General features: G+C 55.0%; 14 protein-coding genes. 8 read left to right on the forward strand and 6 right to left on the reverse strand.

Annotation, left to right across the window (positions count from 1 at the left end):
* Window positions 1-25 precede the first annotated feature (25 nt).
* Window positions 26-1,222 carry a glycine C-acetyltransferase gene (kbl, locus tag ACQG03_RS00710; protein ID WP_015570030.1) on the forward strand — a complete coding sequence of 399 codons (1,197 nt, stop codon included), beginning with the start codon at window positions 26-28 and terminating at the stop codon, window positions 1,220-1,222.
* A 9-nt stretch (window positions 1,223-1,231) separates the two neighbouring features.
* A complete protein-coding gene (gene tdh, locus ACQG03_RS00715; protein WP_017383610.1) occupies window positions 1,232-2,260 on the forward strand; it encodes an L-threonine 3-dehydrogenase in 1,029 nt (342 codons plus the stop codon).
* A 26-nt stretch (window positions 2,261-2,286) separates the two neighbouring features.
* Here tdh and ACQG03_RS00720 read toward each other — a convergent pair whose 3' ends face one another.
* Together ACQG03_RS00720 and ACQG03_RS00725 are read right to left on the reverse strand one after the other, a co-directional pair.
* Complete coding sequence (locus tag ACQG03_RS00720) at window positions 2,287-3,201, reverse strand: hypothetical protein (protein ID WP_023305215.1); 915 nt, start codon at window positions 3,199-3,201, stop codon at window positions 2,287-2,289.
* Window positions 3,202-3,216: 15 nt separating this feature from the next.
* On the reverse strand, window positions 3,217-4,422 hold the full coding sequence (locus ACQG03_RS00725) for a glycosyltransferase (RefSeq protein ID WP_022646636.1): 1,206 nt from the start codon (window positions 4,420-4,422) through the stop codon (window positions 3,217-3,219).
* A gap of 206 nt (window positions 4,423-4,628) precedes the next feature.
* Between ACQG03_RS00725 and ACQG03_RS00730 the strand changes: the two genes are divergently transcribed.
* On the forward strand, window positions 4,629-5,429 hold the full coding sequence (locus tag ACQG03_RS00730; protein WP_023299030.1) for a glycosyltransferase family 2 protein: 801 nt from the start codon (window positions 4,629-4,631) through the stop codon (window positions 5,427-5,429).
* Window positions 5,430-5,440: 11 nt separating this feature from the next.
* On the opposite strand, the gene ACQG03_RS00735 is transcribed toward ACQG03_RS00730, so the two are convergent.
* The 3 genes from ACQG03_RS00735 to gpmM are packed head-to-tail and all read right to left on the reverse strand — an operon-like array spanning window position 5,441 to window position 9,214.
* Window positions 5,441-6,373 (reverse strand): divergent polysaccharide deacetylase family protein, encoded by a 933-nt coding sequence (locus tag ACQG03_RS00735; RefSeq protein WP_063150581.1) that lies wholly within the window; start codon window positions 6,371-6,373, stop codon window positions 5,441-5,443.
* Between the two features lie 3 nt (window positions 6,374-6,376).
* The gene (gene envC, locus ACQG03_RS00740; RefSeq protein WP_230259580.1) at window positions 6,377-7,636 is read right to left on the reverse strand and encodes a murein hydrolase activator EnvC; all 1,260 of its coding nucleotides are present in this window, start codon (window positions 7,634-7,636) and stop codon (window positions 6,377-6,379) included.
* 33 nt (window positions 7,637-7,669) lie between these two features.
* The gene (gpmM, locus tag ACQG03_RS00745; RefSeq protein WP_063146892.1) at window positions 7,670-9,214 is read right to left on the reverse strand and encodes a 2,3-bisphosphoglycerate-independent phosphoglycerate mutase; all 1,545 of its coding nucleotides are present in this window, start codon (window positions 9,212-9,214) and stop codon (window positions 7,670-7,672) included.
* A 248-nt stretch (window positions 9,215-9,462) separates the two neighbouring features.
* On the opposite strand from gpmM, the gene ACQG03_RS00750 reads away from it, so the two are divergent.
* From ACQG03_RS00750 to cysE, 5 genes are all read left to right on the forward strand, one after another.
* A complete protein-coding gene (locus tag ACQG03_RS00750) occupies window positions 9,463-9,894 on the forward strand; it encodes a rhodanese-like domain-containing protein (RefSeq protein WP_003860840.1) in 432 nt (143 codons plus the stop codon).
* An 11-nt stretch (window positions 9,895-9,905) separates the two neighbouring features.
* Window positions 9,906-10,157: a glutaredoxin 3 gene (gene grxC / locus ACQG03_RS00755; RefSeq protein WP_003860837.1), complete on the forward strand. Its 252-nt coding sequence runs from the start codon at window positions 9,906-9,908 to the stop codon at window positions 10,155-10,157.
* Between the two features lie 31 nt (window positions 10,158-10,188).
* Entirely contained in the window at window positions 10,189-10,656 is a 468-nt protein-coding gene (gene secB, locus ACQG03_RS00760) for a protein-export chaperone SecB (protein WP_003860835.1), read from the forward strand.
* Entirely contained in the window at window positions 10,656-11,675 is a 1,020-nt protein-coding gene (gpsA, locus tag ACQG03_RS00765) for an NAD(P)H-dependent glycerol-3-phosphate dehydrogenase (RefSeq protein ID WP_006812398.1), read from the forward strand. Before secB ends, gpsA begins: the two co-directional genes overlap by 1 nt.
* A 75-nt stretch (window positions 11,676-11,750) precedes the next feature.
* Window positions 11,751-12,572 carry a serine O-acetyltransferase gene (gene cysE / locus ACQG03_RS00770; protein WP_022646641.1) on the forward strand — a complete coding sequence of 274 codons (822 nt, stop codon included), beginning with the start codon at window positions 11,751-11,753 and terminating at the stop codon, window positions 12,570-12,572.
* A gap of 54 nt (window positions 12,573-12,626) precedes the next feature.
* Here the strand turns inward: cysE and ppiC are convergent, their stop codons facing one another.
* Window positions 12,627-12,908 (reverse strand): peptidylprolyl isomerase PpiC, encoded by a 282-nt coding sequence (ppiC, locus tag ACQG03_RS00775; protein WP_006812396.1) that lies wholly within the window; start codon window positions 12,906-12,908, stop codon window positions 12,627-12,629.
* Window positions 12,909-12,946: the final 38 nt, after the last annotated feature.

A 12,946-nucleotide genomic window follows, 5' to 3' on the forward strand; every position in this document is an offset into this window, starting at 1 on the left:
AATTTGCCGAGTCTGGAGAATTGCAATGCGTGGTGATTTTTACAAACAGTTAAACAGCGACCTCGACACCGCACGTGCGGAAGGGTTGTTCAAAGAAGAGCGTATTATCACGTCTGCCCAGCAGGCGGACATCACCGTTGCCGACGGCAGCCATGTGATCAACTTTTGCGCGAACAACTATTTAGGTCTTGCGAATCACCCTGAGCTGATTGCCGCGGCGAAAAACGGCATGGATACCCACGGCTTCGGCATGGCCTCCGTTCGCTTTATCTGCGGTACCCAGGACAGCCACAAGCAGCTTGAGCAAAAGCTGGCGAACTTCCTCGGAATGGAAGACGCGATTCTGTACTCCTCCTGCTTCGACGCCAACGGCGGTCTGTTTGAGACCCTGCTCGGTGCAGAAGACGCGATTATCTCCGACGCCCTGAACCACGCCTCCATCATCGACGGTGTACGCCTGTGCAAAGCGAAGCGTTTCCGCTACGCCAACAACGACATGGTTGAGCTGGAAGCCCGCCTGAAAGAGGCCCGTGAAGCCGGTGCCCGCCACGTGCTGATCGCCACCGACGGCGTGTTCTCCATGGACGGCGTGATCGCCAACCTGAAAGGCGTGTGCGATCTGGCGGATAAATACGACGCGCTGGTGATGGTGGATGACTCTCACGCGGTTGGCTTTGTCGGCGAAAATGGCCGCGGCTCCCACGAATACTGCGACGTAATGGGCCGCGTAGATATCATCACCGGTACGCTGGGCAAAGCGCTTGGTGGCGCGTCTGGCGGCTACACTGCTGCGCGCAAAGAGGTGGTTGAGTGGCTGCGTCAGCGCTCCCGCCCGTACCTGTTCTCCAACTCCCTGGCGCCGGCGATTGTGGCCGCCTCTATTAAAGTGCTGGAGATGGTGGAATCCGGGGCTGAGTTGCGCGACCGCCTGTGGGCTAACGCCCGCCTGTTCCGTGAAAAAATGAGCGCCGCAGGATTCACCCTGGCCGGCGCTGACCATGCGATCATTCCGGTGATGCTGGGTGACGCGGTTGTCGCGCAGAAATTTGCTCGTGAGCTTCAGAAAGAAGGGATTTACGTGACCGGGTTCTTCTTCCCGGTGGTACCAAAAGGTCAGGCGCGTATCCGCACCCAGATGTCTGCGGCGCACTCGCCTGAACAAATTGAACGTGCGGTGGAAGCCTTTACCCGCATCGGCAAACAGCTGGGCGTAATTGCCTGAGGACGTGTGATGAAAGCGTTATCCAAACTGAAAGCGGAAGAAGGGATTTGGATGACCGACGTGCCGGAGCCGGAAGTCGGTCATAACGATCTGCTGATCAAAATTCGTAAAACCGCCATCTGCGGTACTGACGTTCACATCTACAACTGGGACCAGTGGTCGCAAAAAACCATTCCCGTGCCAATGGTTGTCGGCCACGAATATGTCGGCGAAGTGGTCGGCATTGGCCAGGAAGTGAAAGGCTTCAACATTGGCGACCGCGTCTCCGGTGAAGGCCACATTACCTGCGGTCACTGCCGCAACTGTCGCGGTGGGCGTACGCACCTGTGCCGCAACACCGTCGGCGTGGGCGTGAACCGTCCGGGCTGCTTCGCGGAATACCTGGTGATCCCGGCGTTTAACGCGTTCAAAATCCCGGACAATATCTCTGACGACCTGGCCTCCATCTTCGACCCGTTCGGCAACGCGGTACACACGGCGCTCTCCTTTGACCTGGTGGGTGAAGACGTGCTGGTCTCCGGCGCGGGCCCAATCGGCATTATGGCGGCAGCCGTGGCGAAGCATGTGGGTGCGCGCAACGTGGTGATCACCGACGTGAACGAATACCGCCTATCGCTGGCGCGCAAAATGGGCGTCACCCGCGCGGTGGATGTCTCGAAAGAGAGCCTGACAGACGTGATGGAAGAGCTGGGCATGACCGAAGGCTTTGACGTGGGTCTGGAGATGTCCGGCGCGCCACCGGCGTTCCGCACCATGCTCGACACTATGAACCACGGTGGCCGAATCGCGATGCTGGGTATTCCGCCGTCAGACATGTCCATCGACTGGAACAAAGTCATCTTCAAGGGGCTGTTCATTAAGGGCATTTATGGCCGCGAGATGTTCGAAACCTGGTACAAGATGGCTGCGCTGATCCAGTCCGGTCTGGATCTGTCCCCGATTATCACTCACCGTTTCTCCATCGATGAGTTCCAGCAGGGCTTCGACGCAATGCGTTCCGGCCAGTCAGGGAAAGTGATCCTGAGCTGGGATAAGTAATCAAAAAGGGGCCTGAGGCCCCTTTTTTACTGATTCTTTTTCTCTTCGTCCGTCAGGTAACGCACCTTGCGGGTGTAATCCTGACCTTTGAACAGCAGCTTATTATCCGGTGATTCCAGATACTTCTGCCATTCGGAAAGCGGGAAACCGCCGTGCGCGCCAATCACCTCTTTCGGCACAACGGCTTCCTGTCCGCCGATCTTCTTGGAGACCGGCCAGTTCATCCAGTCGCCCAGGTTAACCGTTTTGACATCCAGCATGTCCAGCAGCGCAGCGAGCGGCAGCTGATCGGTCGGCGGCTGCGTATCGTCCATCAGCTCCCAGGTATCCTGGAACAGCGTCAGCCACAGCGGGCAGATACGGCGCCAGGTCTTTTTGGTGGCGGCAAGAAACGCGCCGTTAACATGATCGACCAGATACGGGCGCACCGTTTCTTTGTAATACGCCGGCACTTTCTCCGCTGGCGCGCCGTCCAGCTTGGCAATCATTTTGCCCTGACGGAAGCTGGAGTAGATGTGCATATCCGCCATGTTGATCTCTGGCATTTTAAGCAGGTTGAGATCGGAGTCGATCATCAGCACACCTTCACCGCGCGCCTGCAACGGAGCGTTAAGCTTCACCAGACGACTGAGGTAGATCTGCTTATAGCGGTAACCTTCTTCACGTTTTGGAAGCGTGAGGGTAACAACGCGAGTTTTTGGCGGCAGTTCGCCGAAAGCGGATTCAGGCTGATCGCTGACGATAACAATCTCGCTGACGTCAGAGGCATAACGCTCTGCAAAGGTCGCTGACAATAACGCCTCTTCGACGAAATCTGCGCCCGTACACGGGATCACAATGGAATCAACCGCAACGAGATCGCGCGTGACCGGAAGGGAAGCGTAAGGAATGTTATGACGCCCGGTAATGTGGCGGTAGCGAGCATTCAGGAATTTAAACATGTTCTTCTCGTTTGGTTATTGCGCGCCAAGAACGGCCTCGACACCGTTAACATAGCTTTCAATGGCATACATGTTGCAGACATTCTGGTGCGCGGCTGCGGCGAGCCGGGCGCGCAGAGCAGGATCCTGCCAGATATTATCCAGATGTTGAGCAAGTTGCGACACGTCGCTCCAGGGGAACAGCAGCCCGGTCGACTCATGGTCGATCAATTCTGCCGTGCCGGTCACTTTTGAACCAATCACGGGGATGTTGAGCAGCATTGCTTCCAGCACGACGCGGGGCAAGCCTTCGCTCTGCGAGGCCAGAATGAACGCGTCAAAAGTGGCGAGATAGTCAAAAGGCGTGTTCTGGAAACCGGTAAAAATGACGTGCTCAGCAATACCTGATGCATCAGCTTGTGCAGCCAGCGCGCCGCGTTCAGCCCCTTCACCGACCAGCACCATTTTCCATTTTGCCTGCGGGTGTCTCTGGCTGAACTGTGCCAGCGCCTCCAGCGTGTGGTGGTTGGCCTTACGAGGGATTAACGAGCCAATGCTGCCGAATACAAACGTATCGTCTTCAATGTTCAGTCGCTGGCGCATCGCGCATCGGTCCGGCAAAGGCTGATGGATGTCGATGGCATTGTTGACCGTGGTACACAGCTCTGGCCGGACGCCATGCTGAAGTAGCACGCGTTCAACGCCGTGCGAGACGGCAATGATTTTTGTGGCATGGGCATTCACCAGCTTCACCAGCGGCGGGGTCAGCACTGGTTCAATCCGGCAGTGCTGGATTATCCGTGCACGCAGGTTTGCGCCCGCCAGATACCCTTCTTCATTAGAGCCTGGCTGGTTGTTCATATACAGCGTATCGAATCCACCTTCCCTGAAAATGGTCTCGATCTTGCTGACGTTGGGCCGGATACGCCACAGGGTATCAATATGCCGCGTAAATGCTTTGCGCGCCGAACGCGAGAAAAACAGCAGACCACGTCCCGCTTCTTTCAGGAGTTTTGCCCATGCCGGTTGCTTACGTTGAGGGATAACGAGTAATGGGATCCCAATGCTGTTGAGCACCTGGCCTATCGTTTGACCTTCAGCTCGACTATAATCACTGTAAAAACAACAGGTAATGTCGAATTTGTCGCGGTTGATTCGCTTCAGAAGCTCAAGCATACTGTTGGTACCTCCCCCCCATTCTTTGCCTGTGTCCAGGAGGAGGATTTTACGTTTTTGCGGCATGTCTGAATCCGTATGCTACCCTTCATCTGACCGCATTATAAAGAATTTACTGAAATAAAATAGATTTTTTGTATTTCTTTGTCTTTTTATAAGGAAAGGTTTTAAACGCGCTTATTTTAAAAGTGCGATTTAAGACTTTAATCGCCTCTTCTCAATTCGATAGTATTAGCGCAAAAATTTTATGTTGTTTTTGAGAGAGTGAGAATATGTTTAAAATAACGGTTTGCTTATTAACGTTTAACTCCGAAAGAACGTTGCACGATGTTATTCCTCCTCTTTTAAAAATAGCGGATGAATTCGTTGTAGTTGATTCCGGCAGTACAGACGCAACGATATATATTTGCCAGAGTTATGGATTGTCGCCCATATTCAAAAAATATAGCTGGCACGGCGAGCAGATGAATCATGCCGTATCCCATGCGCACAACGACTGGGTGCTGTGCATGGACAGTGACGAAATACTCGATCAAGAAACCGTTGGTGCTATTTTAAAATTAAAAATGGGCGATGAACCCGAACCGGATATGGCGTGGCGGATATGTCGTCACTGGTTTGTTCTGGGAGAAAATGTCCGAACGATTTATCCAGTCTCATCTCCGGATTATCCGGTGCGTCTTTTTAACCGTACGCAGTCGCGATTTAATAACCGGCCAGTAGACGATCAGGTTGAAGGTTTTCTCCGTTCTGAACGTATTCCTGGCTATGTCAGACATGATACGTTTTATTCACTGCATGAACTTTTCAATAAATTAAACGGATATACCACTCGCCTGGTTCAATATCAGACGATACGTCCCTCTCTTGGTCGCGGCGCGATCAGCGCTATCGGCGCATTTTTCAAATGGTATCTGTTTAGCGGTGCGTGGCGTCAGGGCAAAGTGGGTGTGGTGACAGGGTTTTATGCCACGGCGTACAGTTTTTTGAAGTATTTCAAGGCCTGGTATCAGGATCGGGAAAAGAAAGAGTCCGTTGCAAAAGAGCAGTCGGACTCTTATCTGGCAGAATAGGCGTTAGCCGATCAGGCTTTTTTCCCCCAACCCTGCCACTGTTGCTGGACGTATTTAACCAGCGTACTGCTGCTGATGCTTTCGCCAATCACCGTGAAGAAGCGGGTTGCATAGACCGGTTCAGGCGGCTGTTTCAGCGAGCAGTTCTTCACGCCGCGGAATGGATTACGCGGCTGCGTTGTGGGTGGTTGCGCGCTACCCGGACGGGAAGTATCCACCTGAGGTTCATTGAGCAGATCGCTCGGACGTACCAGCGTGATATCGGCGGGTAAGCCCGGCAACATTTGCTGCAAAACGCGAACGGTAGACGGATGCGGATGCCCAATGGCAATCGCCGAACCGTTACGGCGCGCCAGCTGTACCGCGCGGTTGAACTGCACGCGGATATCCGCTTCGTTCTGGGAGTCGTCCAGGAAGACTTTGCGCTTGATGACTTTTACACCCGTCCCCTGAGCGGCACGCATCGCCTGGCTATTGCCGATGGTCATGCTGTCGAGGAAGTAGAGATTGTAACGCTCCAGCGCCTGCATCACTTTCAGCATACCGTACAGGCTGGAGGTCATCGCGCTGCCCATATGGTTATTCAGACCCACGGCATACGGCACTTTATTGTACGCATCGCGGATGATGCGATCGATCTCGTCGCTGCTCATGTCCGGACGCAGGGTATCTTTTTCCAGCGGCTGCTTGCTGAGAGGGGCCATCGGCAGATGGATGAGGACCTGATGGCCGCCATTGTGCGCTTTGGTCGCCATTTCATGCGCGTGAGGCGCATTAGGCAGGACGGCGACAGAGATGGCTGACGGCATCGCCAGCACCTGATTTTCATAGTGTGGTCGATAACCGAAGTCATCAATCACAATCGCGAGTTTGCCTGCATAAACCGGTGCAGCCAGCGCCAGTGCGCTGACGACGGAAAAAACAATTCGACGAAATTGAAGCAAAACTTATCTTCCCAACCACGGCTGTGGATTGACCGCCTGACCCTGACGACGAATTTCGAAATAGAGTGACGGGCGGCCCTGACCGCCACTGCTGCCCACAAGGGCAATGGGTTGACCCGCGCGCACCTGAGTGCCAACGCTGACCAGCGCGCTCTGGTTGTAGCCGTAAAGACTCATGTCGCCTTTACCGTGCTCGACCACCACCACGAGCCCGTAACCCTGTAGCCAGTCGGCCAGGATCACGCGGCCATCGGCGATGGCTTTCACTTCGCTACCTTCAGACGCACCGATAACGATCCCCTTCCAACGTAGCTCACCCTGCAACTGTTCGCCATAGCGATGCAGGATCGTACCGCGAACGGGCCAGTAAGCCTGACCACGCGGGGAGCCGAGGCCGCCGGTACGCGACATCAGGGAACGTTCATTTTCAGTCGGTTTGTAGGTGGTGCCTTTCCGGGAGGCTTCCTGCTGCTTATTACGCACCGCCTGCGCTTCGCGCGCTTCTTTTTCGGCGCGCGCTTTGGCCGCGGCTTCTGCCCGGGCAATGCTGTTACGCAGTCTGGATTCGTTGGCGCGCATTTCGCTCAGCTGGCTTTGTCCTGCCTGGATAGAGGACTCCAGCCCGGCGAGCGTCTTCTTACGCTCATTGCGCGCCTGCTCAAGCTTCTCCTGCTGCGCCTGCTGATCGTAGAGCAGCGTTTGCTGCTGGCTCTGCTTCTCTTCCAGCTCGGCTTTTTGCGTGGTGACTTCTTCGCGCGTCTGTTTCAGCTGCGCAATGGTCTCCTGACGAGCCTGGTTGAGATAGCCGAAATAGGCCTGTAAACGCTGACCGCGCTGGCTCTCTTCACCGCTGAGGATCAACTGAAGGCCTGTGTGCTCACCCTGGCGGAAAGCGGCATCAAGCTGTGCAGCAAGGTTCCGCTCCTGGGCATCGCGCTGACGCTCCAGTTTCGCAATCGATGCGTTCATTTCATCGATTTGCTTATTAAGCTGGGCAAGGGTGTTTTGTGTTTCACGCAGCTTACGCGCGGCGGCGGAAATAGCCTCTTCCTGCTTTTTAAGCTGGGCAAGCAGGGCAGAGCGCTGCTGCTGCTGCTGGCGTACCACACGCTCTTTGGCGGCGATATCGGCCTGAATGGATTTGAGCTGGTCGCGGTCATCCGCGTGGGCAGATGCGGCGCACAGCAATACGCCAGCGCTGAGTGCGCTGGCGCAAAGCAGAGGTCTGACTGATAACCGAAACGGCTTCACGACCCATGTGATTGAAAAAATCGCCTTTCCCCTCATGGGGAGCGATTATTCCACGATGAACAGCGGCTTGCCAGTCATCTCTTCAGGGATTTCCATACCCATCAGCGACAACATGGTTGGCGCGATGTCGGAAAGCTTGCCGCCTTCCACTGCTTTCACTGACTTATCACCTACATAAATCAGTGGAACAGGCAGGTTGGTATGGGCAGTATGCGCCTGACCGGTTGCCGGGTCACGCATCTGTTCTGCGTTACCGTGGTCAGCGGTGATCAGCAGCTGGCCGCCCACGGATTCAACCGCTTTCGCGACCTGCTCAACGCAGTGGTCCAGCGCTTCAACCGCTTTAACGGCAGCTTCCATCACGCCGGTGTGGCCCACCATGTCGCCATTCGGATAGTTACAGATGATGGTGTCGTATTTACCGCTTTCGATCGCGGTCACCAGTTTTTCGGTCAGCTCCGCAGAGCTCATTTCTGGCTGGAGATCGTATGTGGCGACTTTCGGTGAGTTAATCAGGATGCGGTCTTCGCCTTTAAACGGCTCTTCTACGCCCCCGTTAAAGAAGAAGGTCACGTGCGCATACTTCTCAGTTTCGGAGATGCGCAGCTGCGTTTTATCGTTTTTCGCCATCCACTCGCCGAAGGTATTTTCCAGGGAAGCGGGTGGATACGCGCATGGGGCTTTGATATCCGCTGCATACTCGGTCAACTGGATGAAATCGATCTTCGCCACTTTCTTACGGGCGAAACCGTCGAAATCGCTGTTGACGAAGGCGCGGGTGATTTCGCGCGCGCGGTCAGCACGGAAGTTCATGAAGATCAGCGCATCGCCATCTTCCATAGCGGCATCGGCCTGGCCTTCAGCGCGGATCACGGTTGCCTTCACAAATTCGTCGTTTTCATCACGCGCGTAAGCCGCTTCCAGGCCTTCAACGGCGGTCGGGAACTGGAACTCGCCTTTTGCCAGGATCAGCAGATCATAGGCTTGCTCAACGCGGTCCCAGCGGTTGTCGCGGTCCATGGCATAGTAACGGCCAACGATGGATGCCACGCGGCCTTTGCCCAGTGCGGCAAATTTATCTTCAAAGGCTTTCAGAGAACCTTTTGCGCTGCGTGGCGGCGTATCGCGACCATCCAGGAAGGCGTGCAGATAGATTTTTTCCGCACCGCGCTCGGCGGCCAGCTCTACCATCGCCATGATGTGATCTTCGTGGCTGTGAACGCCGCCCGCAGAGAGCAGGCCCATAATGTGAACGGCCTTGCCTGCGGCAACGGCTTTATCAACCGCTCCGGTGAGCGTTGGGTTGGCAAAGAATGTACGTTCTTTGATTTCAACGTCCAGGCGCGTCAGGTCCTGATAAACGATACGGCCTGCGCCCAGGTTAACGTGACCCACTTCAGAGTTGCCCATCTGACGATCCGGCAGGCCGACTTCCAGACCAGACGCATCAATCAGGGTGTGGGGACGTTTTGCCCATAGCGCATCCATAACCGGGGTTTTGGCGTTGAAAATGGCGTTATCCTGTTGATCTTCACGGTAGCCATAGCCATCCAGAATCACCAGTACCATAGGTTTTTTAGAAACCGACATTGCGACAACCTCATGCTCAAGAGACAAAAAATTTGCGTAATTTTACTACAGCTGAATCGATAAAATAGCCGCAGAAGATCAAAGAAAGCGCGGGGGCAAGGCCGTTCTCAGGCCATTTTGAGGCTTTTTTTACGTGGCATGCCGCAGAAAATAGATTAGCTTTATGTCGCTGGCTGTATTTGCCACAGCGCACAGGTATACTCCTGTCCTGGTTTTTTTAATCACTTAGTCGGGAGTTGTTACCCCCCATGCAAGAAATTATGCAATTCGTTAGCCGCCACCCGGTTCTGAGCATCGCGTGGATTGGCCTGCTGGTCGCTGTACTGTTCACCACATTTAAGGGACTGACGTCTAAAATTAAGGTGATCACCCGCGGTGAAGCGACACGTCTGATCAACAAAGAGGACGCCGTGGTTGTCGATCTGCGTCAGCGCGACGATTTCCGCAAGGGCCATATTGCAGGTGCTATCAACCTGCTGCCAGCGGAAATTAAAGCGAACAACATTGGTGAGCTGGAGAAGCATAAAGCCCAGCCGATTATTGTTGTTGACGGCACTGGCATGCAGGCGCAGGAATCTGCCAACGCACTGCATAAAGCAGGCTTTGAAAACGTAACGGTGCTGAAAGAAGGCATCTCCGGCTGGAGCGGGGAGAATCTTCCTTTAGTGCGCGGTAAATAAGGAGTTAAGTGATGGCCAATATTGAGATCTACACCAAAGCAACGTGCCCGTTCTGCCACCGAGCGAAAGCGCTGCTGTCCAGCAAAGGCGTAACGTTTAAGGAACTGCCGATTGATGGTGACGCGATTAAACGCGAAGAGATGATCCAACGCAGTGGTCGCACAACGGTTCCACAGATTTTTATTGATGCGCAGCACATTGGCGGCTGTGATGACTTGTATGCGCTCGACGCCCGCGGTGGACTCGATCCGCTGCTGAGCTAGAGACTTTAGGACAATTAAAAAGGGTTTTTCCATGTCAGAACAAAACAACACCGAGATGACTTTCCAGATCCAGCGCATCTACACCAAGGATGTCTCTTTCGAAGCGCCAAATGCGCCGCACGTTTTCCAGAAAGACTGGCAGCCAGAGGTTAAACTTGATCTGGATACCGCATCCACCCAGCTGGCGGATGACGTGTATGAAGTCGTACTGCGTGTCACCGTGACCGCCTCCCTGGGCGAAGAAACTGCATTCCTGTGCGAAGTACAGCAGGGCGGTATCTTCTCTATCGGCGGCATCGAAGGTAACCAGATGGCGCATTGCCTGGGTGCATACTGCCCGAACATCCTGTTCCCGTATGCGCGTGAATGCATCACCAGCCTGGTTTCTCGCGGTACATTCCCGCAACTGAACCTTGCGCCAGTCAACTTTGATGCGCTGTTTATGAACTATCTACAGCAGCAGGCTGGCGAAGGTGCCGAACAACATCAGGATGCCTGATGAGCACTGTTAATGCGTCAATGACTGTGATCGGTGCCGGCTCTTACGGCACCGCTCTTGCCATCACACTGGCAAGAAATGGTCACGACGTGGTCCTGTGGGGCCACGATCCAAAACATATCGCGACGTTGCAACACGACCGCTGCAACGTGGCGTTTCTCCCGGACGTTCCGTTCCCTGACTCACTGTATCTGGAAAGCGACCTCGCGACCGCGCTGGCGGCCAGCCGCAATATTTTGATTGTGGTGCCAAGCCATGTGTTTGGCGAAGTCCTGCGTCAGATTAAGCCGCTGATGCGTGCGGATGCGCGTATTGTGTGGGCGACGAAAGGGCTGGAAGCGGAAACCGGACGTCTGTTGCAGGACGTTGCCCGCGAAGCGCTGGGAACAGCGATCCCGCTGGCGGTGATCTCCGGGCCGACATTCGCCAAAGAGCTGGCTGCGGGCTTGCCGACGGCGATCTCGCTGGCGTCCACCGACCAGGCATTTTCCGACGATCTTCAGCAACTGCTGCACTGCGGCAAAAGCTTCCGCGTGTACAGCAACCCTGATTTTATCGGCGTACAGCTGGGCGGCGCGGTGAAGAACGTCATTGCCATCGGGGCCGGGATGTCTGACGGCATCGGCTTCGGCGCGAATGCGCGTACGGCGCTGATCACCCGTGGCCTGACCGAAATGTCACGCCTGGGAGAAGCGCTGGGCGCCGATCCGGCCACCTTTATGGGAATGGCTGGGCTGGGCGATCTGGTGCTGACCTGCACCGACAACCAGTCGCGTAACCGCCGCTTTGGCATGATGCTCGGACAGGGTAGCGATGTCAAAAGCGCGCAGGAGAAGATTGGTCAGGTGGTTGAAGGCTATCGCAATACCAAAGAAGTTCGCGAATTGGCGCATCGTTTCGGTGTCGAAATGCCAATAACCGAGGAAATTTATCAGGTATTGTATTGCGGAAAAAATGCGCGCGAGGCAGCATTGACCTTATTAGGTCGTGCGCGCAAGGACGAGCGCAGCAGCAATTAGCCGGGAAGTATCGTCACCTGAATGACCCAGCCAGCGCAGAACTGGCTGGTCATTAACTATCGTCTGGAGCAAGCAATGCCGTGTGAAGAACTGGATATCGTCTGGAATAATATTAAAGCCGAAGCCCGAGCGTTGGCCGACTGTGAGCCCATGCTGGCCAGTTTTTATCACGCGACGCTACTCAAGCACGAAAATCTCGGCAGCGCCCTGAGCTACATGCTCGCCAATAAACTGGCTTCCCCTATCATGCCTGCTATCGCTATTCGCGAGGTGGTGGAAGAGGCCTACGCTGCCGATCCGGAAATGATTGCTTCTGCCGCCTGCGATATTCAGGCCGTGCGCACGCGTGACCCGGCGGTGGATAAATACTCCACGCCGCTGCTGTATCTCAAAGGCTTCCACGCCTTACAGGCGTACCGCATCGGCCACTGGTTATGGAATGAGGGACGCCGCGCGCTGGCCATCTTCCTGCAAAACCAGGTTTCCGTGACCTTCCAGGTCGATATTCACCCGGCGGCGAAAATTGGCCGCGGGATCATGCTCGATCACGCCACCGGCATTGTTGTCGGTGAAACGGCGGTGATCGAAGATGACGTGTCGATTCTGCAATCCGTTACGCTGGGCGGTACAGGTAAAACCAGCGGCGATCGCCATCCGAAAATTCGTGAAGGGGTGATGATCGGCGCGGGTGCTAAAATCCTTGGCAATATTGAAGTCGGACGCGGCGCAAAGATTGGCGCGGGATCGGTTGTGCTCCAGCCTGTACCGCCGCACACCACCGCCGCTGGCGTCCCGGCGCGCATCGTCGGTAAGCCAGACAGCGATAAACCGTCGATGGATATGGATCAGCACTTTAACGGTATTCACCACACCTTCGAATACGGCGACGGTATCTGAACGCTGGAACACTCAAATAAAAAAGCCCGGTGAGTTAATGCACCGGGCTTTTGATTAGTTGCGGTATAACACTTTGATAATGTGATAGCCGAACTGCGTATGCAGTGGGCCGGTTGGCTCCAGCACCGGGCAGGAGAAAACCACTTTATCAAACGCCGGGACCATCTGGCCCTGGCGGAACTCGCCTAAGTCACCACCGCGTTTGCCTGACGGGCAAATCGAGTGTTTCTTCGCCAGTTTGCCGAAGTCGGCGCCGTTTTTAATCTGTTCGAGCAGATCCTGTGCCAGTTTTTCTTCTTTAACAAGGATATGCAGTGCTGCTGCTGTTTTTGCCATGATCGTGCCTTGAGTCAACGAGTTTACGATCGGTATAC

It is taken from the genome of Enterobacter cloacae complex sp. 342H5 (genome assembly GCF_050030905.1).
Lineage (GTDB): Bacteria > Pseudomonadota > Gammaproteobacteria > Enterobacterales > Enterobacteriaceae > Enterobacter > Enterobacter intestinihominis.

Bases quoted from the DNA above. Each gene is read 5' to 3' on its own strand.
- kbl (WP_015570030.1), top strand. From the start codon at position 26: ATGCGTGGTGATTTTTACAAACAGTTAAACAGCGACCTCGACACCGCA.
- tdh (WP_017383610.1), top strand. From the start codon at position 1,232: ATGAAAGCGTTATCCAAACTGAAAGCGGAAGAAGGGATTTGGATGACC.
- ACQG03_RS00720 (WP_023305215.1), bottom strand. From the start codon at position 3,201: ATGTTTAAATTCCTGAATGCTCGCTACCGCCACATTACCGGGCGTCAT.
- ACQG03_RS00725 (WP_022646636.1), bottom strand. From the start codon at position 4,422: ATGCCGCAAAAACGTAAAATCCTCCTCCTGGACACAGGCAAAGAATGG.
- ACQG03_RS00730 (WP_023299030.1), top strand. From the start codon at position 4,629: ATGTTTAAAATAACGGTTTGCTTATTAACGTTTAACTCCGAAAGAACG.
- gpmM (WP_063146892.1), bottom strand. From the start codon at position 9,214: ATGTCGGTTTCTAAAAAACCTATGGTACTGGTGATTCTGGATGGCTAT.
- ACQG03_RS00750 (WP_003860840.1), top strand. From the start codon at position 9,463: ATGCAAGAAATTATGCAATTCGTTAGCCGCCACCCGGTTCTGAGCATC.
- grxC (WP_003860837.1), top strand. From the start codon at position 9,906: ATGGCCAATATTGAGATCTACACCAAAGCAACGTGCCCGTTCTGCCAC.
- secB (WP_003860835.1), top strand. From the start codon at position 10,189: ATGTCAGAACAAAACAACACCGAGATGACTTTCCAGATCCAGCGCATC.
- gpsA (WP_006812398.1), top strand. From the start codon at position 10,656: ATGAGCACTGTTAATGCGTCAATGACTGTGATCGGTGCCGGCTCTTAC.
- cysE (WP_022646641.1), top strand. From the start codon at position 11,751: ATGCCGTGTGAAGAACTGGATATCGTCTGGAATAATATTAAAGCCGAA.
- ppiC (WP_006812396.1), bottom strand. From the start codon at position 12,908: ATGGCAAAAACAGCAGCAGCACTGCATATCCTTGTTAAAGAAGAAAAA.